At 44.2% G+C, this 21,261-nt stretch carries 21 protein-coding genes; all 21 read right to left on the minus strand.

Going from position 1 to position 21,261, the window contains the following annotated elements:
• Positions 1–46: 46 nt before the first annotated feature.
• On the minus strand, positions 47–1,015 hold the full coding sequence (locus T487_RS0104190; RefSeq protein WP_031574386.1) for an alpha/beta hydrolase fold domain-containing protein: 969 nt from the start codon (positions 1,013–1,015) through the stop codon (positions 47–49).
• Between the two features lie 7 nt (positions 1,016–1,022).
• Positions 1,023–1,940, minus strand: coding sequence for a glycine betaine ABC transporter substrate-binding protein (locus tag T487_RS0104195; RefSeq protein WP_031574389.1), 918 nt, complete (start codon positions 1,938–1,940; stop codon positions 1,023–1,025).
• A gap of 35 nt (positions 1,941–1,975) precedes the next feature.
• Positions 1,976–2,617, minus strand: coding sequence for an ABC transporter permease (locus T487_RS0104200; protein ID WP_051651487.1), 642 nt, complete (start codon positions 2,615–2,617; stop codon positions 1,976–1,978).
• Positions 2,617–3,255, minus strand: a complete 639-nt coding sequence (locus tag T487_RS0104205) for an ABC transporter permease (protein WP_031574396.1) — start codon at positions 3,253–3,255, stop codon at positions 2,617–2,619. Before T487_RS0104205 ends, T487_RS0104200 begins: the two co-directional genes overlap by 1 nt.
• Positions 3,255–4,382, minus strand: coding sequence for a betaine/proline/choline family ABC transporter ATP-binding protein (locus tag T487_RS0104210; protein ID WP_031574400.1), 1,128 nt, complete (start codon positions 4,380–4,382; stop codon positions 3,255–3,257). Before T487_RS0104210 ends, T487_RS0104205 begins: the two co-directional genes overlap by 1 nt.
• A 173-nt stretch (positions 4,383–4,555) precedes the next feature.
• Positions 4,556–6,964, minus strand: a complete 2,409-nt coding sequence (locus T487_RS0104215) for a Lon protease family protein (protein ID WP_051651488.1) — start codon at positions 6,962–6,964, stop codon at positions 4,556–4,558.
• Positions 6,965–7,077: 113 nt separating this feature from the next.
• Positions 7,078–7,617, minus strand: a complete 540-nt coding sequence (locus T487_RS0104220; RefSeq protein ID WP_031574405.1) for a GNAT family N-acetyltransferase — start codon at positions 7,615–7,617, stop codon at positions 7,078–7,080.
• A 164-nt stretch (positions 7,618–7,781) separates the two neighbouring features.
• Positions 7,782–8,363, minus strand: coding sequence for a protein-L-isoaspartate(D-aspartate) O-methyltransferase (locus tag T487_RS0104225; RefSeq protein ID WP_031574408.1), 582 nt, complete (start codon positions 8,361–8,363; stop codon positions 7,782–7,784).
• 106 nt (positions 8,364–8,469) lie between these two features.
• Entirely contained in the window at positions 8,470–8,865 is a 396-nt protein-coding gene (locus tag T487_RS0104230) for a NifB/NifX family molybdenum-iron cluster-binding protein (protein ID WP_051651489.1), read from the minus strand.
• Between the two features lie 19 nt (positions 8,866–8,884).
• A complete protein-coding gene (locus T487_RS0104235) occupies positions 8,885–9,271 on the minus strand; it encodes a DUF134 domain-containing protein (protein ID WP_031574415.1) in 387 nt (128 codons plus the stop codon).
• 75 nt (positions 9,272–9,346) lie between these two features.
• Positions 9,347–10,117, minus strand: coding sequence for an ABC transporter permease (locus tag T487_RS0104240; RefSeq protein WP_031574417.1), 771 nt, complete (start codon positions 10,115–10,117; stop codon positions 9,347–9,349).
• Positions 10,118–10,119: 2 nt separating this feature from the next.
• Entirely contained in the window at positions 10,120–10,749 is a 630-nt protein-coding gene (locus tag T487_RS0104245; protein WP_031574419.1) for an ABC transporter ATP-binding protein, read from the minus strand.
• Positions 10,750–10,845: 96 nt separating this feature from the next.
• Entirely contained in the window at positions 10,846–12,246 is a 1,401-nt protein-coding gene (locus T487_RS0104250) for a glycosyltransferase family 2 protein (protein ID WP_074542589.1), read from the minus strand.
• Positions 12,247–13,326, minus strand: a complete 1,080-nt coding sequence (locus tag T487_RS0104255; protein WP_031574423.1) for a HEAT repeat domain-containing protein — start codon at positions 13,324–13,326, stop codon at positions 12,247–12,249.
• The gene (locus T487_RS0104260; protein ID WP_031574425.1) at positions 13,323–15,422 is read right to left on the minus strand and encodes a hypothetical protein; all 2,100 of its coding nucleotides are present in this window, start codon (positions 15,420–15,422) and stop codon (positions 13,323–13,325) included. The genes T487_RS0104255 and T487_RS0104260 overlap by 4 nt, the downstream gene beginning before the upstream one ends.
• Before the next feature lie 11 nt (positions 15,423–15,433).
• Positions 15,434–16,882, minus strand: a complete 1,449-nt coding sequence (locus T487_RS0104265) for a CotH kinase family protein (RefSeq protein WP_031574427.1) — start codon at positions 16,880–16,882, stop codon at positions 15,434–15,436.
• A 6-nt stretch (positions 16,883–16,888) separates the two neighbouring features.
• Positions 16,889–17,542, minus strand: a complete 654-nt coding sequence (locus tag T487_RS0104270) for a DUF4956 domain-containing protein (RefSeq protein ID WP_242848009.1) — start codon at positions 17,540–17,542, stop codon at positions 16,889–16,891.
• 35 nt (positions 17,543–17,577) lie between these two features.
• Positions 17,578–18,273 (minus strand): polyphosphate polymerase domain-containing protein, encoded by a 696-nt coding sequence (locus T487_RS0104275; protein ID WP_036909066.1) that lies wholly within the window; start codon positions 18,271–18,273, stop codon positions 17,578–17,580.
• The gene (locus tag T487_RS0104280) at positions 18,266–19,138 is read right to left on the minus strand and encodes a hypothetical protein (protein ID WP_031574430.1); all 873 of its coding nucleotides are present in this window, start codon (positions 19,136–19,138) and stop codon (positions 18,266–18,268) included. The genes T487_RS0104275 and T487_RS0104280 overlap by 8 nt, the downstream gene beginning before the upstream one ends.
• Positions 19,139–19,276: 138 nt before the next feature.
• Positions 19,277–20,290, minus strand: a complete 1,014-nt coding sequence (locus tag T487_RS15760) for a 2-thiouracil desulfurase family protein (protein ID WP_074542590.1) — start codon at positions 20,288–20,290, stop codon at positions 19,277–19,279.
• 146 nt (positions 20,291–20,436) lie between these two features.
• Entirely contained in the window at positions 20,437–21,252 is an 816-nt protein-coding gene (locus T487_RS0104290) for a nitroreductase family protein (protein ID WP_162178216.1), read from the minus strand.
• Between the last annotated feature and the right edge of the window lie 9 nt (positions 21,253–21,261).

Genomic DNA, 21,261 nt, shown 5'->3' on the forward strand with positions numbered 1-21,261 from the left:
TCCATGAAAAATGCAGTTCAGAAAGCCTGAACTGCATTTTTCATTCCTATTTGTCGCTGCATTGCTTTTGATAAAATGTAGCAGCATCCCTGATTGCTTTTTCGGAATCCTTCATCATCCTGCTGTAGTGCAAGAATCCATGGAGAACTCCGTCATACTCCACATTTTCTGCCTTTAGACCATGCTCTTTCAGTATTTCATATAAAAGAGAGGAATCATCCGCTAAAGGGTCCAATGTGCAGGAGAGGATGAATGCAGGAGGGAGTCCATAGGTGAGATCACTCAAAAACAGGTTCCTTAATGGATGTTCCCGATCCTTCTCATCACAAAACAGTGTGCTGTAGGAATGAAGAGCGCTCAGTGTCAGTCCATCGTACTCATTTCCATAAAGCCTCATGGACCTGGAATCACTTAGTCCATAGCTGCCGTAAAAGAGAAGGAGTGACCGTATTGCATCGCTCTCCCCCCTGTCCCGAAGATAGACTGCCGTGGCTAGAGAAAGATATGCTCCTGCAGAGTCACCAGACAGTGATATATTCCCCGAATCTATTCCATATTCGATACCGTGGTCCTTGAGATGCTGGAGCACTGCCGCACATTCATGAATCTGCACTGGAAATTTCACTTCAGGCGCTAAGGAATAATCCATGCTGAGAACCACTGCTTTTGTCAGATGTGCCAGTCTTCTCTGTATACCATCATGGGTCTTCGGACTGCCCACTACAAAACCACCGCCATGAATGAATAAAATAGCCTTGTTAAGAGGTCGATTCACGGGATCGTATAATGTGCAGGAAATGCGTCTCCCTTCATAGTCCACAAAAATCTCTTCCACCCTCTCCATGACAGGTCCCCCTTCATTGAAGAAGCTTCTTGAAGCCTCATAGGCTTCCCGGTCTGTGAGATTCTCCTCTCCAGAACGGATTCTGTCTTTTCTTTGTCTCTCCTCAAAGTCTATGACCTTCTTCATCTCAGGAGAAACCCTGCTGAGAATGTTTGCTTTGTTTTTCTCCATGATCGCCCTACTTCAGAAGGCCTTTCTCCACAAGAAACGTCTTGGCTACATCCTTAGGCTCTGCACCTTCCGCATCCACCTGGAAATTCATGGCAATCATTTCCTCGTTGCTGATCTGACCTTCCAGCATCAGAAGCACCTCTTTCAGATTTGGTGCCGCCACTTCATACTCTTCAAAAAGACTCTCTCTATGGAAGAAAGCTGCATAGTACTGGGGGAAAAACTTCAGATCATCCGTGAGAATCCTAAGATTCGATTTCTGATTCAGTCCATCTGTAGAATATACCATGGTCACATCAATGTTCTCATTGTCAATGGCCGCATACTTCAGCCCGATGTCCAGTGACACACCATCTTCCCAGCTGATGCCATAGTGTTCATTGAAAGGATTGAATCTCATGGTACCTTCCTCATCAAAAAATTCATGCTCTGCACCAAAAACAAGTTCCTCTGAAAATGGCTTGAGATCGCTGATGGATGCAATCCCATTCTCCTCTGCAAATTCTTCCTTCACACCAAGGGCATAGGTATTTTCGAACCCGAACTTTGATGTCAGCGTAAGACCTCTGTCCTCTACCCCCTTTGCAATGGCAAAGTCGTATAAATCTTCTCCTTCGGGAACATCACTGGGATCATATCCCAGAAGCGTTGTGAGAAGAGTGCCATCATAGCTCACATAAAGATCCACTTCTTTGCCCACCATGGCATTTCCAGCTGCCACGGTATTCATGGAGTCATGAAACTTGACCTCAAGGTCTGTATTCTCCTCAATGAGCATTCCTGCCATTTCGGCGATGATATCAATCTCCGCAAACTGCCCACGTAGAATGGTGATGGATTTTCCATCCTCTTTCTGTCCACAACCCGCTAAAACTCCAAGGGTTAAAATCATGGCTGCTGCCACTGCTGTAATTTTCTTTTTCATATCCTTCTCCTTCTTTCTTCAATGATGCGTCAGGTCTATACGATTTCTTTTCCATTCAATGTATTGTCTTCCTCCAGAACTGTCTGGATTCTTCTGGCTTTGAGTCTTTTTTCCACATAACCCATACCAAAATCAAACACCACAGCCATAACCATCAGTGCCAATGTAGCTTCCAGAAGAGTATCCATATCCTGGATGAGAATGGCTCTGTTGATGACTGAGCCTAGTCCTCCACCGCCAACCACCGCACCGAATACAGCTGTACCAATGGACGTCACGATGGCAATTCTAATTCCTGTGAAAATCATTGGAAATGCCAGTTGAAGCTCCACACTGATGATTTTCTGACCCTTTGTCATCCCCATGCCCGTGGCTGCCTCTTTGATGGCAGGGTCTACACTGGTGAGCCCCACATAGGTGTTTCTCACCACTGGCAGAAGAGAATACAGGACAATTCCAATGATGACGGTGGTGCTGGAAGACCCCGCAACAATGCTGAGCACTCCCAAAAGCGCCAGCACAGGAATGGTCTGAAGTATATCCACGGTCCACAGGACGACAGGTCTCATTGGTTTATACAGATAAGCGAGAATCCCAAGTACAAGTCCAGAAATGATGGTGAAGCCTGCGGCCATCCCCACCAGATACAGGTGCTGAAGCACTCTTTCCATAGTCATTAATACCGACCTCCTTTCAGTCCCCTAGGCGTTACCTTAGCCTGAATGAGGTCAATGAGAAATCCCAGTAAAATCGCCAGCACCGCTGCGGGAATAGCTCCCCCGATGATGAGGGTATTGTTGTTTGTATCGATCCCTCTATAAATAAACTCTCCGAGTCCACCAAGGCCAATCATGGCCGCAAGAACTGCCCAGGAAACAGTATAGATGGTGGACATTCTAAGACCGCTGAAAATGGACGGCATTGCCAGAGGGAGCTCCAATTTGAAAAGGATCTGCCAATTGCTCATACCGCAACCTCTTGCTGCTTCGATGAGCCCTTTATCCACACTGAGAATTCCCGTATAAGTGTTCTTCAGAATGGGAAAAAGAGCATAGATGGAAAGGGCTATGATCACCGTGGCGGGCTGAATTCCGATTCTGATAAACAGCACACCAATGAAAACCAGACCAGGAATGGTCTGAAAAATACTCACCATAGGGATGATGACTCTGGAAATCTTCGGCACCCTGGAAAGAAGTATGCCAAGGATCAGCGCCACTACAAATCCGATGCCTACAGACACAAAGACATACTGCAGGTGCACAACAATCGCTTCCAGAAGTTTTTCTCCATAGCGTTCTAAAAAAACTGCCATCAGCTTTCTTCACCTCCCCATATGACACTGGCCAAGGCCTTTGTCATACTGGTTCTTGTGATGATTCCTGCCACAGTGGAATCTCTATTCAGTACCACGATGTAGTTGTACTTGGATGCAATAAGCAGCTCGAAAGCCTCCTTGGCATTGGTGGATGTGCGTACAGAGGGAACCTTCGGATCCACCAGGTGTTTTATGCTCTGCCCTGGTTTACCCTCTTTGGCCAGTTTCTCTATGGTCACAACCCCGCGGTACTTGTTGTCCTCCTCCCCGATGACCACTGCAGAATCCAGCTCCCTCTGCTTCATCAGTTCCACAGACTCCAGCATCTTCTTCTCTTCGCTGACGGTGAGGACTCTCCTTTTCATGACATCCTTACAAGTGAGATCGTCTCCAGAAACAGTGTAGGAAAGTTTGCCCATGAAGTTTGCAATCATTGGATCAGCTGGATTACGGAGCATTTCTTCAGGACTTGCAGCCTGCAGAATTTTCCCATCTTTCATAAAGACAATTTTATCTGCAAGCTTCACGGCTTCATCCATATCATGGGTGACAAAAATGATGGTCTTTTTCAGTTTCTTCTGAAGCACCTTCAGCTCATCCTGAAGATTCTCACGGGTCATGGGATCCAGAGCACCAAAGGGCTCATCCATGAGAATCACCGGCGGCTCTGCAGCAAGAGCCCGGAGAACCCCGATTCTCTGCTGCTGGCCTCCACTCAGTTCATTAGGATACTTATTGATATTCTCCCGGTAAGGCATCCCCACCATTTCAAGAAGCTCCTTGGCTCTACGGTTTCTTTTCTCTTTGCTCCATTTAAGAAGCTTTGGTACCACTGTAATATTCTCTCCAATGGTCATATTGGGAAAAAGTGCAATCTGCTGAATCACATATCCAATATTTCTTCTCATCTCCACAGCATCCATCTCGTTGATGTTTTTGCCATCCAGATAAATACTGCCGCTGTTCATTTTAATGAGCCGGTTGATCATTTTCAGAGACGTTGTTTTCCCGCATCCCGACGGACCGATAAAAACCACAAACTCTCCTTCATTAATGGTGAGATTGAGATTATCCACCACAGTAACATCACTATATTTTTTTGTTACATTTTCATAAATTATCAAAGTGACACCTCCACGCATTATTATTTAATAAATCCATATTCATTATAGTACGATAATCACCATGATGCAACCTCATCAAACTTTTGGAGTTGTCACTTAGGGGAGCCAAAGAAAAAAAGACAGAACTCGCATCCAGAATCTGTCTCTTTTCTTAACCATTATTCTATGATATTTTATTCTCTTTTTGCTTCCATGGCTTTCTGAAACTTCCTGATTTTACGAAAAGCCAGATCATAGACGCTTCCAGGGAGAAACTCACCATTTTGATACCCGGCAGGGCGGCCCATGAGGATCTCCACCCCTTCATGGATATGTTTCACAGCATAGATGCTGAACAGGCCTTTATACACTGCTTCTATGACCTCCTCCTTCAGCATCAGATGGCTGATGTTCTGTGCTGGAATCAGGACTCCCTCCTCTCCTGTAAGCCCTCTTGCCTTACAGATGTCAAAAAATCCTTCAATCTTTTCTGTCACACCACCGATGGGCTGAATTTCACCCTTCTGGTCCACAGATCCTGTCACCGCAATGGATTGACGGATTGGAACACCAGAAAGACTGGATAAGATGGCATACAGCTCCGTGCTGGAGGCGCTGTCTCCTTCTACGCCACCATAGGACTGTTCAAAAGTCACTTGTGCTGTAAGACTGAGGGGTGTATCCTGAGCAAAAAGCCCACCAAGATACCCGGATAAAGTCAATACGCCTTTGGTATGGATCTTACCGCTCATTCTGGTCTCCCTTTCAATATTGATGACCCCTGCATCCCCCACATAGGTTCTTGCGGTGATTCTTGATGGCATACCAAAGCTGTATCCACCTGTGCTCAGCACAGATAGGCCATTGATTTGCCCGATCTCTTCACCTTCTGTTTTTATATGGATCACATCTTTTAGAATCTCTTCTTTCATGCGGTCTTCAAAGAGGTTCTCTCGATGCCTCCTTTCTTTCAGTGCCTCCAGAACATGTTTCTCCTCTACCCTGTCAGTGCCATCTATTCTCGCTGCGGCTTCCGATTCATAAATCACTTCCGTCACTTTATTGAACCTGGTGGTCAGTTTGCTCTGATCTCCTGCAATTCTGCTTCCGTACTCCACAATGTTGTCCATAGCTTCTACACTGAAGGGACTGAGCCCCTCTCTCCTACAGAGCTCTTCCACAAAGGCAGCGTATTTCAGCACATTCTCTGTTGTTCTTTTCATCTCCAGATCAAAATCCACCCGTACTTTAAATAATCTTTCCAGGTCCTCATCCATCTGATACAGAAAATGATACAGTTCTGGATCGCAGATGATGATGACCTTCAGCTTCAGTGGAACAGGTTCCGGTCGAAGGGTTCCAGAAGGAATCAGCCTGTACTCTTCACCAATATTCTCCACCACCGCCTGGTCATGTTTCAGTGCTTTTTTCAGTGGCTCCCAGACATTGGGATCTCTTAGAATATCTCTCATCTGAAGTATAAGAAATCCACCATTGGCTCTATGTATAGAACCAGGCCGAAGCATCGTGAAATCTGTCTCCACGGAAAGCATATGGGACGTATACTCCAGTTTTCCGAAAAGATGGTAATAGGTTGGATGGCTTTCGTATACCACCGGCGCTCCTTTGCAGTCTTCATTATCCACAAAAACATGTACCTGGTATTTGAGAAGCGGATTCTTTTCCGGGGCTGAAAACATGTTCTGGGGCTTTTCTTCTTCTTTCTGCCGCGGTCCACGGAAGGAAGCATAATTCTTCCCAAGATCCTCTGTGAGGTCAAGGAGATGGTTTTCTATCTTCTCATATCCGCGGTATCTTTCCTGAAGCCTGGCAATTTTGGGCCGAACGGCTTCCAGCACATAGGTTTCCTCGATTTTTCTCAGATATTCTCTGGCATCATCCTCCAGACGCTGACTTTCCTTGAGCGTATCATCCAGTGCTTTGGTCAGCTTTCTGCCTTTCTCATCGAGATTCTTTCTGTCCTCTGGACTGAGTTTTTCAAAACTTTCCGGTGCCATCTGCTTCCCGTCTTTCAGTGGAATGAATACAAATCTTGGTGGCACAGGCTTCATGAGGAATCCTTCATTTTCAGCGTCTCTTTTCATCCCGTCATACAGTGCATCCAGTTTCTCCTGAAGCTTCAGAACAATCTCATCTCTTCTCTTCTCATAAGCTCCATCTTCAAAAACCTTAGGAATAATGCTTTTCAAATCTTCTATGAACTCCTCCATCTCTCTTTGGAACTTCTTTCCTTCGCCCATGGGAAGCTCTACAATGATGGGTCTATCTTCCGCTCTGAAGTTGTGAATGTAGCAGTAGTCCAGAGGCTTCTCCTTCTTTTTCTTGGAAAACTCTTTGACAATGGCTTCTGTATAGGAGGTTCTACCGGTTCCCGGTGGACCCACCACAAAAATATGATACCCTTTCGCTTCCATGTGAAGCCCAAACTCCATGGCTCTGGTGGCTCGTTCCTGCCCGATGACGCCCTTGGTCATTGGCAGCGTCTTCCTGTTTGATATGAGCTGAAGCTCCTCCAAGGAGCAGCGCCTTGTGAGTTTTTCCACTGGTACTTTGTACTGATCCATCTTCTTTTCTCCTCTCATAATGAAGCAATTGAAAACACCCCAAAAGAATCTCTCCTTTAGGGTGCATCATTGTTGTTTCTCTTTCTTCTGTCTCCCAAAAGAGATGATTGCAAGAAAGTATCGATTGAATATTATAACCAGTTTCTTTTTCTGAAGAACTCTTCTCTTGTCATGGAGTAGCAGACATCATCCACCACTTCACCGGTAGGAAGCACAGAGCACTTTCTTATGATGCCCTCATATACCAGTCCTGCTTTTTTCAGCACCTTTCCAGATTTCTCGTTGAAGGGATAATGATAGGCAGACACAAGATCCATCCCCAGTGTGAGGAAAATATAGTCAAGAAGACCTTCCACCGCCTCAGACATGAGACCTTTTCCCCAGTATGGGCTGGAGAGCACATACCCAATCATAACGCCGCCTTTATACTCTCTCTTTCTGTCTTCATGGCATCCTAAGGAGCCGATGACTTTTCCGCTGCTTTTCAGTGTCATAGCAAAAATATCCTCGCTGCTGACAAAGCTCTTTAGGATCTCCAGTGACTCTTCTTTGGATTCATGGGGCTTCCATCCTGCAGGAGGTCCCACCAGGGGATCCTTCGCATATTCATAAAAGTCTTCCAGATCTTCCTGCGTAAACCTTCGTAAACACAATCTCTCCGTCTCAATCATTTTGCTTCACTTCCTACTTCTGTCTTAATTTCATCATATCATATGGCGACGCAAAAAAAACAGCCGATTATGATACTGGATGGATTTTCAGGCATATGCGTCAAACTCTCATTTTAGATAAACTGCCCCCAGGCAAGAAAACAAAGTACACACACCTTTCTTCTCTAAAATCCGTCTTCTCCAACCAAAGATACAAAACGTACCCATTCTAGGGCTTCCACATGAAGGTATCCTTCCTTATCTTTCTCCACTAGAAAGAGCCTCTGAAGTGCTTCTTCTCCCACAGGGATCACCATTTTACCGCCTGGTGCCAGCTGACTTGCCAGAGCTTTCGGCAGTCTTACCGCTGCTGCAGTCACTATGATCCGGTCAAAGGGTGCTTCTTCCTTCCAGCCATAGGTGCCGTCTCCAATCTTATAGTGTATGTTTTTGAATCCAAGTCCATCCAGTCTCTTTTGCGCTTTATGAGACAACTCCTCAATCCGTTCCACTGTATACACTTCTTTGGCGAACTGAGCAAGGAACGCTATCTGATACCCTGAGCCTGTACCGATCTCAAGAACCTTATGGCTTTTCTCAAGATCCAGCAGCTCTGTCATTTTCAGTACCAGAGTCGGCTGTGAAATCGTCTGTCCAAATCCGATGGGAAGCGGATGGTCCAAAACTGCTTCCTTATGCTGGGATTCATCCAGAAAATATGCGCGGTCTAAAAAGTGAAAATACTTCTTTAGGGCTTCCTTATCCATAGTAAACACCTTCCTATTACCCCGAAGATACTACAATAACAGTGAAACAGCAACAAAAAAAGAAGATAACGCTGTATCTTCCTCTCCTGTTCATTATCACTTGTGTCTAGCGGCACCCGCCCTGGCCATGACAGCCATGTTCTCCACTGCCATGATCATGAGAATGATCATGATGTCCTTTACAAGCTTCTCCCCGGGACTGAAGGGTTCCAAGAAGATATTCGTTTACCGCATCAGCCGGTGCGCCTTCTGCTCCCCGTACTACTTCGATGCCTCCAGCTTCAAGCTTTTGCATCGCTCCTTCTCCAAGTCCACCCGTGATGAGCACCCCTACTTTCTCCTTGATGAGAAGCTGAGGCAGTGAACCTTTTCCATGACCTGGACTGTGAATGGTTTTTGTCTCCTGGAAGGAATCCTTTGTTCCTTCAAACACCTTAAACACTTCACTGTGTCCAAAGTGCATCGAAATTTCCTCTCCCATACAAGCAACCGCAATTTTCATACAAGGACCTCCTGAAAAATTATTTTTTCGGACAGTCACAAGGAGGCTGATCTTCTCTCTGGCAGCAGGTTCTTCGCTTCCCCATTCTGAAGCTGCATCTTCTTTCATTCTCTTCAGAAATCTTCACTTCTCCTCCCTCAATCCGAAGCCTGACTCCGAAAACAAGAAGTTCTGAAAGCTTCTTTCTGGCACTGCTGTATATGCTTTGTACTGTAGTTCTGGCGACGCCCATGATCTTTGCACATTCTTCCTGAGTCATCCCTTCATAATCCATAAGTCTGATGGTTTCATATTCATCCAGTGTCATGATGACCACATCTTCCACTGTCCCCTCCTCCTGGATGGGACCAAACTCTTTCAGATCAGGCACACAGCATACATTTCTCCATTTCATTGGTCTTGGCATTGACTTTCTCCTCTCCCTGGACCTCACGAGTCCATTTTACTCCATTTATGACATATGTCAATAATTATTTTATTCTTAAATCAGCATCTGGTTACGGTCATTATAAAGGGTTCTGTATCCGAAATAAAGCGCTGAAAACACCGTCAGACACACCACCGTCGTGATGGCAATCATGATGGCAATCTGATAAAGAATCGCCGTCATAGGCAGTGTTCCCGAAAGAATCTGTCCCGTCATCATCCCCGGAAGTGATATGATGCCCATGCCCAGCATAGAGTTCAGTGTAGGCAAAAGCGCAGTTTCCAGCGCACTGTTCACAAAGGGGAGAAGAATCTTCCTCGGTGTTACCCCTACATAAAGCAGAGATTCTATCCGGCTTCTCTGGGCAGAAAGATTCTCATTGAAGGATTTCAATGCCAGGGTCAGACCTGTCATGGCATTACCAAAAATCATGCCACTGAGAGGAATGGTATATTGTGGATTGAAAAAATCCATTCTCACCACAGCCACCACAAAGAAGAACACCACAGCTGTACCTGCCCCGGATAAAGACAAGGCAATGGCAGTTTTAAACCTTTTATTGAGATGCCTGTTCTTTCCAAGAACACGTAAGGTGGCAAAGGTCGTCATGGCCAGGATATAAGCCACCGTGAACAGCGGATGCGGATTCTTCAGAATATACGTAAGAACAAGCCCCGCAAGAACCAGCTGAACTGTCATTCGCACACTGGCCCAAATAAGCAGTTTTGTTTTCTGAATCTTGGCTTTCTTCATGATGGCCAGAACCACAAGTAAAAGCACATATATCAGGGCAAACTGCCCTAAGGTCATTTCTACTATGCCCATATCTACGCCTCCTCTCTCGTGATGCTGATAAGATGATCTGAGAATTCTTCAGCCAAGGCATCATCATGGCTTACTACAATCATCGTCATCTCTTTTTCTGCAGCGAATTCTTTCAGCTTCTTTAATAAGGTTCTGGCTGTCTCAAGATCCAGTGCGGAAGTAGGCTCGTCCAGTAGAAGCACCTTGGGAAGGAAAGAAAGGCAGATGGCGATATAGACTCTTTGACGTTCTCCTCCGGATAGCGATACACAGGATTTGAGAAGTCCAAAATCTGCTTCACATAACCTTAAATAGCGAAGCATGGTTTCTTCATCTGGTGACGGAAGATCCCGATAACTGTAATAAAGCCTGAAATTCTCTTCTATGGACTCATCAAAGAGATACACGCTCTGTCCGATGAGAATCACTTCTTTTCTCAGCTCCACCGTATCAAAGCTCTCCAGCTCTTTTCCCTCATAATAGATGGAGCCGCTGCTTGGACTGGCACTGGCGTTAAGAAGCTTTAAAAGGCTGCTCTTGCCTGCACCGCTGGGTCCTTTGATAAAAGTCATGCCTGTTCTTGGGATGGCAATGTCTTTATAGGACAGCATATTTAAAAAACGAAGATTTTCTGTTTTGAAGATTTCTTTCATCTTACTCTCCTTTGTATACTTCTTGTTGGATAGTCTCATTATACCAAAAGAATCAGGCCGTGTGCTCCTTGAGGGAGCTGCCCGATTCTTTTAAACCTATATATAGTTCTGTTTGGTTCTTTGTATCTGTCCCCAGGAAGTTCTTTTTCTCTTATAGCCAATGAACGCCGTAGCTCTGACAAAAGAAAGCACATAGCGGTAAAGCGCCGTTTCCAGCGTAACCATGAAGAGTGCCTTGATGATATCAGAGAAGTGAAGCTTTATCCCCTGACTGTATACTCTTTGGAAAAAAGCTGTAATAGAGAGCAGGACATTATACACCGTATAAATAATGAAAAGTCTGATCATAAAGGGCACAAAGAGGAGATTCAGCTGCCAGGCTAGGACAATATTGATGAGGCCAATGATCTCGATAAACGGTGAAAGAAGTTCAAACAGAACATAATAAAGATAGGAGAACATTCTGGGGAATCCAGCCTTAAATGGATTCATCATAGCTCTGTACTGCCACAGAGACTGGAAAAGACCGAGATACCACCGCTTCCTCTGCTTGATGATATCTTTCAACGAAGAAGGTGACTGACTCCAGCAGATGGCTCTTGGCTCATAGGCAATCCTGCATTTCTTCTGATTGTTGATACAGAAATTATTGATTTTCATCACAAGCTCCATATCCTCTCCCAAGGTATCTGTGCTGTAGCCCCCCACCGCAATGAGCACTTCTTTTTTAAACAGCCCGAAGGCACCGGATATGATGAGATTCGCATTGAACTGATCCAGGAAAATCCTGGAAGCAAGGAATGAGCGGTCATACTCCACCACCTGCATCCCCACAATGGGATTCCATGGCACATGGTAATCGATGACTTTTCCTTTATCCATGAGGACAGTTTGCGCAATTCTGATCATTCCGCCCACGGCAACAATACGTTCATCTCTTAGGATCGGCTGGATGATTTTCTCCAGTGAATCCCTTTGCAAAAGTGAATCCGCATCAATAGAGACCACATAGGGATACCGGGAAAGATTCGCAGCAGCATTGAGCGCGTCTCCCTTTCCCCCATTCTCTTTGATGACAAGGGTGATCTGGATATTGTTATAGGTTGTTTCATAAACCTCCAGCACCTTCTTGCACGGAATGCGCATCTGGATGGGACGCCTGGTTCTCTTCATCTGAAAAGCTTGGATGAGCGTCTCTGATGTTTTATCTTTAGATCCATCATCCACAATGACCAGCTCGTAAAGCTTATACTCAAGATTCAAAAGACTGCTGACACTGTCCACGATGGTGATTTCCTCATTGTAGGCTGGAACCAGCAGGGAGATGGGAACGTAGTAGCCATGTTTCAGTTCATTTCTATACCGGATCATCCGATCTTGTGTATACAGCTGAATAGCGCCGAATAAAACGGTGATGATCAGATATGTCGTATAGATCAGCATATAGATGAGAAAAAAATACCCAATGGTCTGCACCAGATTTTCCAGAAAAAGCATTTATCTCCCCCTCCTTTCACTGATCCGATAAAGCAGTATGTCTTTTGCATACTTGTCGTCATCCAGAAAGATTTCCTTCAAATCCACCAGGTTCACCTTCAGTTCAATGAGAGACTCGCTGACATTGAATCTCACATACCAGTTGGGATCATGTAGGGCTTCTTTCAGCACTTCTACTGTTTCTTTTGCCGTATAGCTGCCTAGGGTTCTTGCCGAAACCACGCGAAGCTGATAAAGATTTTCTCTATTCAGCAGGTAATCATACAGAAACGGTCTGGCCTTTTCGTAAGGATACTTTTTAAGATACCGCAGTGCAGCCAAACGGATTTCGAGATTTTTTGACTCATCCACTGCACACTGGAGCATCTCTTCCTGATACCGGTCGCTGGTGAGAGATATGAACTGAATGATCCCCTGCTGAATGAAATCACTGAAGGTATCTCTTCTCTCACATAATGCCTTTGCCAAACTTTCCCGGTCTCCGGTAAAAAGAACCAGACCATCACCAAGAAGCTTTGGATGGTGAAACCAGTTTTCTTCCGTGAGAATGGAGAAAAAACGAAGTACCCACTCCTCATGGCCGCAGCTGTAGATTGCCTTCAGCACACTTTCTCTGACATAAACCGTAGATGGCTTCAGATACTCTAAAAATACATAGAGTAGTTTTTCTTGTGACCACTGTCCCTTGTTGAAGGCAGAGAAGAACTGACAAAAATACGACTTTTCCATGACACCTTTGGTTCCATAATGCATCGCAAGTTTTACGATAGAATCCTCAATATCATGAAGAAACATCCTGAAAGCCTCCTCCTTGCTATTGAAGCTTTCCAGTGCCAGATGAAAATTCATGAGATTGCCCGGCTTTTTCAGGTCTCTTTCCATCCGTTTTCTGAAACTACTATCCGTTGTACCTATTTTACTCTGCCTCTGAATCTGCTGTGAAACGAGAACTTTCCACTTATTCTCCAATCTTCGGTTTACAAACTTACGATAATAATTATAAAAAATATAAAACACGGTATAGGAGAGTATGAGCATACAGATGAAAAAATAACTATAAAGAATCACATTGACGATCATCTGCTCCCCTCCCAATAAGACTTCAGAATGCCATAGGACTCTTTCAGTCTGAAATTGACCTCTGCACTTCTCTGAAGAGGTGAGAGCTGGATGGTATCCATCTGAATCTCCTCATTTAAAGAGCCAATACCGATATTGAACTTTCTTATTTTTAGTGGCTCAACGCCGAAATTGTCATAATAGTCCTCATGGATCATTCCATCTAAGGGGTTATAAAAATTAAGAAGTCCATAGGGAATGCGGATCTCCACGCTCTCTTCTCCAAAGTAGAAATCTGAGGTGGACACGTAATCCTTTGCATCTGGGTCCCCCTGACCATAGGTGAATGCGCCAACTGTGAAGCTTGTGTAATAACTCAGCGGACGTTCGTTAAGAAGATCAATCTCCTCTTCGGTATATCTTCGGACCATCTGGATGGGCACCATTTTACTGCTGTCCTTACGGGGCTTCAGCACATAAGGGTTGACAGATTTCAGCCTTTCCAGAAACTGAGGACGTATGCTGCTGTAGCGTTCCTGAACAAGGAGTTCTGTGTTCTCCTTGCCATCTAGAACCAGAAGAAAATCAGCCCCCTGATCAAATGTCATACCATATCCTGCAGGGCTCTTCGTGCCCACATCTTCGAGGAAATCAAACCCGATGACCATCTTCTCCTTCTCAAAGGATTTTCCTTCCATGAACAAGTACAGGTAATTATAGTCTCGGGTCACCGCGTAGCGGAACCCCTCTTTTTCAATGAAATCAATGTCTTCGAAGTCTTCTTTCTTGCCATCCACCCTCATAAGGGTTTCTCCGCGGTAGGGTTCAAAAACAGCAAGCCCATAGTGCTCTGTTTCTGTCAGGCTGTTCTGCCAGAGACTTTCCATCTGAGCATCCAAGCCATAAGCCGTATTCCAGGTTCTTAGATACCAGGTGTCCTGCCAGGAGTGGAGCACAGCATGGTCTATCCCTGAAGACCGAAACCTTTCAAGAAGAGCAACGATCTCTTCCCCTTGGAGTCTTTCCGTGACTCCTTCAGGATGATCCACGGTGTTTCTAGCGCTGGATACATTAAAGTTTACAATCATCAGGGGTTTTTCATGATGATTCTTCAGAAGACTCAAATAGCTCTTTACATCTCCGCTTTGAAGAAGAGCCCGGTTCATCTCGTTATTTGCCAAGTGCTGCAGTCTTGTATCGGAGACTCCATCATACTGGTAGGCTGCAAAGAGTCCTGCTTCATTCCGGGACGTGGCATTAAGATGCTCTATATTCAGTCTGTTGTATTTTCCAATGAGCTCTGCAAAGGACTCCTCGTAGACAAAAGGGTCATAGATTGAGGAACTCACAAAGCTTATTGGCCTTTGATTCCCATATTTTCTGGTTTCATAGCCCATCATATCGTCCATGATTTTCGCCAGCAGTGCCTCAAAGGCATTGGCTCCATCTGTTTTGATATAAGTACCTGTAAACTCATCCGGATTGCCTTCATTTTCGTTGGTGTAGGCCATAAGATCAAGATTCCATTCATCTCCGACCAAAAATCCAAGTACCCAGGGAGAAACATCTTTCATAAAAAGACCATTTCCTGTTCGTGTGTCATTTAGGGCAATCTTTCTTCCATGAATGACATCCACCGCTTTTCTGCCATCCCGTTTCAGACGATCCAGAAATTCTGGGTGATATCCATCTTTATCCCAAAGTGCATCACTCTCAGAGGGTCTGATTCCCTGTAGAAGATAAAGAGGCTCTTCGCTGTTTGTATTGAACTCATAGAGCGCATCATAAAAAGCCTGGTGATATACTGTATTCACTTTTATTGTATTGGCTCCAAGTCTTTGAATATCCTCAAACCAATCCATAAAGGTCTCTTTTTTAGTGGAAAAGTCCAGTGCATTGTGGAAGGCTTCTGCCTGCCCCACATGGATTCCTTTTACGTGGATCGGTTCGTAAGTGCCATGATTCTCCACATAATAAAGACCATCCGCTGCTTTAAAGGGTACAGAAACCCTCTCGGTTTCATTAAAAGATATAAAAAGCCCCTGCATAAAGTACAGATAAAGAAAACCAGCTGTCATAAGTAAAACAACAAGTACTGAAAATAAAAACTTCTTCAACCGGTTCCCTCCTAACGTATCATTTCAAAAGCATTTCGCGATGGATGACTGTATTGTTTCAAAGTCACCATATGTTCATCCAGCCATCTGCCACGCTCCAGAAGATATTCTTTCATTTGCGCCACAGCATCCTCGTGACTTGTGACATTTCTTTCCAATCGCTCCAGATATTCATAGACATTATAGTTTGACAGATCATAGATACTGCCCCATCTTTCATCATTTCTCTCCACTGCTGTGCCAAGATAATCCACTGTTTCATCGATGAGACCCACCAGTCTTTCTTCCTTCAGCACCGTTTCTCTTAAGTACTCATATCGTTTGAGGAGCCCTTCCACAAAATCTTCATCTTTTAATAGGGTCTCAAAAAACATGGCCCCCGTTAAAGAGAAGCCATGGACAGGATGGGAGATCTCCTGATAATTATCCAGTGAGTTGTTGAAATCCCAAACAACTGGTGTTAAAAGTCCTCTGACATCTTTATAGAGAAATGTGGAGTAGAATCCGGCATCGACATTTCTGAACAGTTCATTGATGATAAAATAATCCTGGAATGCCTGAATGTCAAAAACCTTGGCTATCTCCTCTGTAGAATCCTCTAAAGGCCGTTCATAGAGGAACTTACTGATATTTGAAAAGTCCTGCTCCACATATCGGATCCGGTCCTCTGTAAACTGATTGACCCCTGGATAGACCACTTCAAATCCTTTTCCTTGGGTCCGGAGAGTATAGGTCAAAAAGTCACGAAGCGTAAAATCCGGTTTCATTTTGAGAGGCCTGTCCATCTCCAGAATATAGCTGGTCAGTCTGCTGTTTCTTGACGGTGTGGAAATCTCCACACGCCCCTCTCCCTTGGTGATGGTTTCCATAAGAAGATATACTCCTTCATAGGAGCCATCCACAAAGAGCTCCACATAACGGACATCCGGCGCGAAGGACATGATTTCCCCTGAAAGATTCATAGCCAGGTAATTTCTCAAAAGGCTTCTGTCCAAATAAGGTCCATGAAGAACCCACTCGTCATGTGTATCCATGCCCAGAAGCGGTTCCTTTCTTTCTTCATCCTTCTCATTGACAAGACGGACAGCATAGGATTTTTTCGAAAAATATCTGGACGAGTTTCCTCTGTAGCGGACTCTGGAAAGAAGATCTAAAGGCTCACTTTCCTCTGCTGTATAAATCTTCATTTCCGTTACGATGGAGTTCTCTCCATTAGGCGCCAGTTCATAGACATTCTCCTGATTCTCCACTGGTATCCCTGGGATCTTCTGTCCATCTGTAGTGATCGAAATAACAGGAAGGTGCGTGGTGATCCCTTCTGCTGTATAACTTATTTCACTCTCACTGGTCTCATGCTGATAACTCCTTGCATGAAAGGCGTATTCTTCCACTGTAAACACCCCAAGTGCCATCAGCGCTACAGCAACGATCATCAGAACATAAATAACTCTATATCTCATACGTCATCAGCTGATTTCATCATTCTGAGTGATGATGTTCACATAATCCACTTCACCAATCTCATAAATCCGTTCCGAAATGGTTTTGTTGTTTTTTGTGGAAGTCTGATATACTTTTCTGCTCAATTCATAAATCAGTTCTATACTGTCTTGGGTGGTGTTCTTAACTCTTAAAAATGCTTTATGCTGAAAATAGGTGTATACTGCACTTTCAATCTCTAATTCCTTTACCCGATTGCCCCGGATGATGAGAAGAATTCGATTCTCATTTTTCACTCTGCCAAGGAAGAGAAGCACAACGAAAACCACTGCACTGCCAAAGCTCGCCACCAGATAATCCCCTGCACCCGTACTGATACCAATGATGATGGCCCAGAAAATATAGGTGGTATCCCTGGAGTCTTTGATGGCTGTTCTGAATCTTACGATGGAAAGGGCACCAACCATACCCAAGGACAGTGCGATATTATTGCCAATGACGGTCATTACCGTAGACGTTAAAATCGTCAGTGTTACTAAAGATACATTGATTTTTTTGCTGTACGCTGTTCCCACATGGGTATACCAATAGGAAACATACACTGCTAAAGATAAGAACGTGGCAAAAGAAATGTTTGTCATGATGTCTCTCACAGTCAGAGAACCAGACTGTTCAACCATTTGTAGTAGAATTTCCCTCAAAATCTGCACCTCACTTAAAATAAATAATGTTTGCTGACAACTCGGCTTAAACTGTATTTTCCTACGGAAAGCTCCTGTTTTTCTACACCATCGAGAAAATCCTTAATATATCCGAGAAGAAATCCGTTGTATTTTACTTCCAGAATCACCAGATACGGATCCAGAATGGGATTTTCATTGAAGTGTTCGGAAAAAATATCATAATTGCTTTCTGTCCCCCGGATGTGGTGATCGAAGGTGATTCGGATCTTATTCTCTTTCGCCATAAAGGCTTTTCTTTCATAGGTCACCACAGATTTCGGTCTGTAAGCATGCATACTCATGATGCTGTAGCACTCCAGGGCAAAAGGAGTCTGATACTTCAAAAGAACACCGAAGTCCCCTGAAATGAGTTTCCTGCAGTCTTCAACCGGTAATCTCATCGAAGACTTCTTCTGTCTTTCTCCTTGTTTCTTTTTCATTTCCAGAAGACCAAAGTCTGGGGATGTCTGATAAGTTCTTAATCTTATTTTTCTTCTCACTTCAATCCCATCTTCTTTTTCATGGAAATCCCGGTCGTCGATGGAGTCAAAATAAAGAGACCGTATGGTATAGCCTTCCCCTTCACTGTTTTGATCCCGAATCATCATCTTATCCAGGTAGTGGGAGAGCTCATAGTATTGCCTCTGCTCAATGAGGTATTTCTTCTCCACCCGATACACTTCATTCACCCGAAAGCACCTCCTTCAATGCGTTATATTCATGATAAGCCATGGACACAGTCTGATTTCCATAATGTGCCTGAAGCTTTAAAAAATTCTGTTCCACCTTTGCAAGTCCAAGTCCATGATAGGTGTTCCTTTCCGTAAGGCCATATGTCCCAGGGGCCTGCAGCTCATAAATCGTCATGATCTCTTTCTCGTATTTACGGGCCAGCTCTGCTTCAAAAGACATGTGCTCGATTTCTTTATCCCGGTAATAGTTCATCACAAGCATAAAATCAGAAGCCTTTACAATCTTATCCAGTTCATCCTGAAGATCCCAGTGGTCATAAAAATAAGGGATGCATACTCCAAACCTCAGGTTGAGCTCCTTTGCCTTCTCATAAGCCGCCTCTAGTCCGAGGATGAAGGACTCCATGATCTCCTCTTCATTGCCTTTAAACTCATCCAGAAGATAAGGCTCCACATCCATAATGACTCCGCGAACTCTCTCACTCTCGGTCACGCTATCATTCAAGGCTGAAATTCGGTTCACCCTTTCTATCATGCTGCTTCCATTTTTATCCAAAGCCCACTCAGGACTGCCCGTTAGTGCATAGACAGTAATATTTTCAGCAGCGGCTTCTTCTAGAAATGCAATGCTATTCTTATCATTATCGGCTGAAAAGCTTTGAAATAAAGTATTGAGATCTGCTTTTTTCATGGTTTCCAAGAGAGTTTTGTCTTCTACAGCCGATGAGGACCAGGAAAATAAAGCCCTGGTACTTTGAACTTCAGGGACTGGTTTCTTATCCTCAGAAAACCATACTGCAGCTGCAATGCAAGCTACAGTTGCAAGAGCCAGTAAAACAGCAGCCAAGATTTTTTTCTTCATTCTTACCGCCCCACTTTCTGCATAAAGATAGCCAGTAAACCATCCGGAAACGAAAACTGTTTACTGGCTTAATTATATTCTAAAGGAAAATTCTCACAATTACACTAGTATATGAAATACATTTATCGAGTACTGAATTTATTCTTCTTCAGGTAAGATTCCCTTCAGTGTATTCTCAATTTCCTCATCCATTTCAGCATCATAGGCTTCCACTTTAGGCATCCTTCTCTTATCTCTGTAAATCACTGGTGATGTCGCAAAAAACACCTCTTCCTCAAAAGCTGTCCTTTCCATGAGCAGAAGCTCTTTTGCGATGGTTGTGACATTCCGCCTGAAATCTGGAGAATTGATTCCTTCCACTTCCTGACCTTTGGTCTTTCTATAATAAGAGTAATTTTTCCAAAGGCTATGTGTGATTTTCTTTACAGTAGATGGCTTCCGGAGTGTTTCAAGAATATCCTTCCGAATAGATTTTATGGTATCTTCCTCAACAGTCTTTGGAAGATCTGCAAGCTTTCTGCCAAGATCCCGTGCAAAAGCATCATCAATTTCCTGACATAAGAATTTCAGTACATACCAGGCCTTATAAAGATCATCTTTACTCTCTAAAGGAAGAGATCTGAACCAGTGGAAAGCCAGGAGTCTTCTTCTCCAATCCCACCATTTTATAGGGCTCTGCACATCCGTTGCTGGAATGAGAAACATTTCCTCATTAAGAAGCATCGCTCCGAAAATCCCCGGAGGATTTCCTCTCTTCTGCTTTTTTAATGAGGTTCTGTATACACCACAAGTTGGACTTCCATCCATATATATATATGCTGTGGCATTGGCTCTCTTTAATGTCTCCATACAGGAATCACATCCCAAGAGAACTTCTTCTGTTACATCTCTTCCTCTCCGGTTTTTGATTCTGGCCTCTCCATTTAAAACCATGAGCCCATCTCCTCCAGAAAGGTGTATGGGATCTCTTGGCACGCCTAATCCCGACATGGTTTCAGGACAGACTGGGCACCACATGAAGTCCTGCTTCTCCCGTCCCAGAGTCGCCAGCATGTCCCACCCCTTATTGTTGTAGCGTACAGGCGACCCCATACAGCAGGCACTGATTCCGATGGTGATTTTGTCATGGATGACTACATTCTTCTTCTCCATTTTCATTCCCCACTTTCATATTTCTAGTATAGATGTATATAATTTTCAATAATAATATTATTATATATACTATTCATGCTGTATTGACGGAAGAATCCCCTATACCTCATCCTGTGATAAATAATTGAAAACTGAACCGCAATGCATTATTTGAAAATATAGGAAAAACGGTACAGCATTTCTTCTGGCAAGTCTTTCTCGCCAGCCCCCACTGTGATGAACTCTCCTTGGAGATTTCGTTCCAGAGCTCCCAAGTGGAAATGGCAAGCGGCGATACCAAGGTCCAACCTCTGGATATCATATGGAAAAGTGTCACTGTATCTGGGGGTTTTTTTCTCGTAAAAGTGAACACCATGGTCCTCCACTAGAATCCTCCAAGGCTGCTTATTGGAAGCTGAAGGACCAAGACGGACCATTTCCAGAAGGTCTGAGAGAAGATCATCTTCCTCTCTTGGATAAGATTCTTGAAAACTACTCTGAAAAAACAGTTCTTCAAAAGCCTTTCTCTGATTTCCTTTGGCAATAAATCTCACCAGACGATCCGTAAGACTTTTCTCCACTTTTTCATATCCCACCGGGGTTATGGCTGGAAAAAGATATCCTTCCGGAACCACCATGGCCTCTTTGAAGTCTTCTCTCTTGAACGTTCCACCAAGCCAGCAGGTTCCAATTTTCTTTGACACAAGAAACAGCATCAGATTTTCCACCTCATAGCCCAGTGCTTCCAATGCCATGGGGCCCTCCTTGACCATAGCCCCAAGATAACTGGTGGCACCCTTAATCACTCCGTAGGTACCTAGACTAGTGTTCTTTTCCAGGGACTCCAGAAAGCGGAACTCCACTTTCACATGGAAAGGGTTCTCTGAGCACTCCAGGAAGTCTCTGATCTCTTTACGGTCTTCTTCACTAAGAGGACGTTCTTCAAATGTTCGCACGGATTTTCTTAGTTCAACCAGTTTCATAATATCTTC

Source organism: Proteiniclasticum ruminis DSM 24773 (genome assembly GCF_000701905.1).
GTDB lineage: Bacteria > Bacillota > Clostridia > Clostridiales > Clostridiaceae > Proteiniclasticum > Proteiniclasticum ruminis.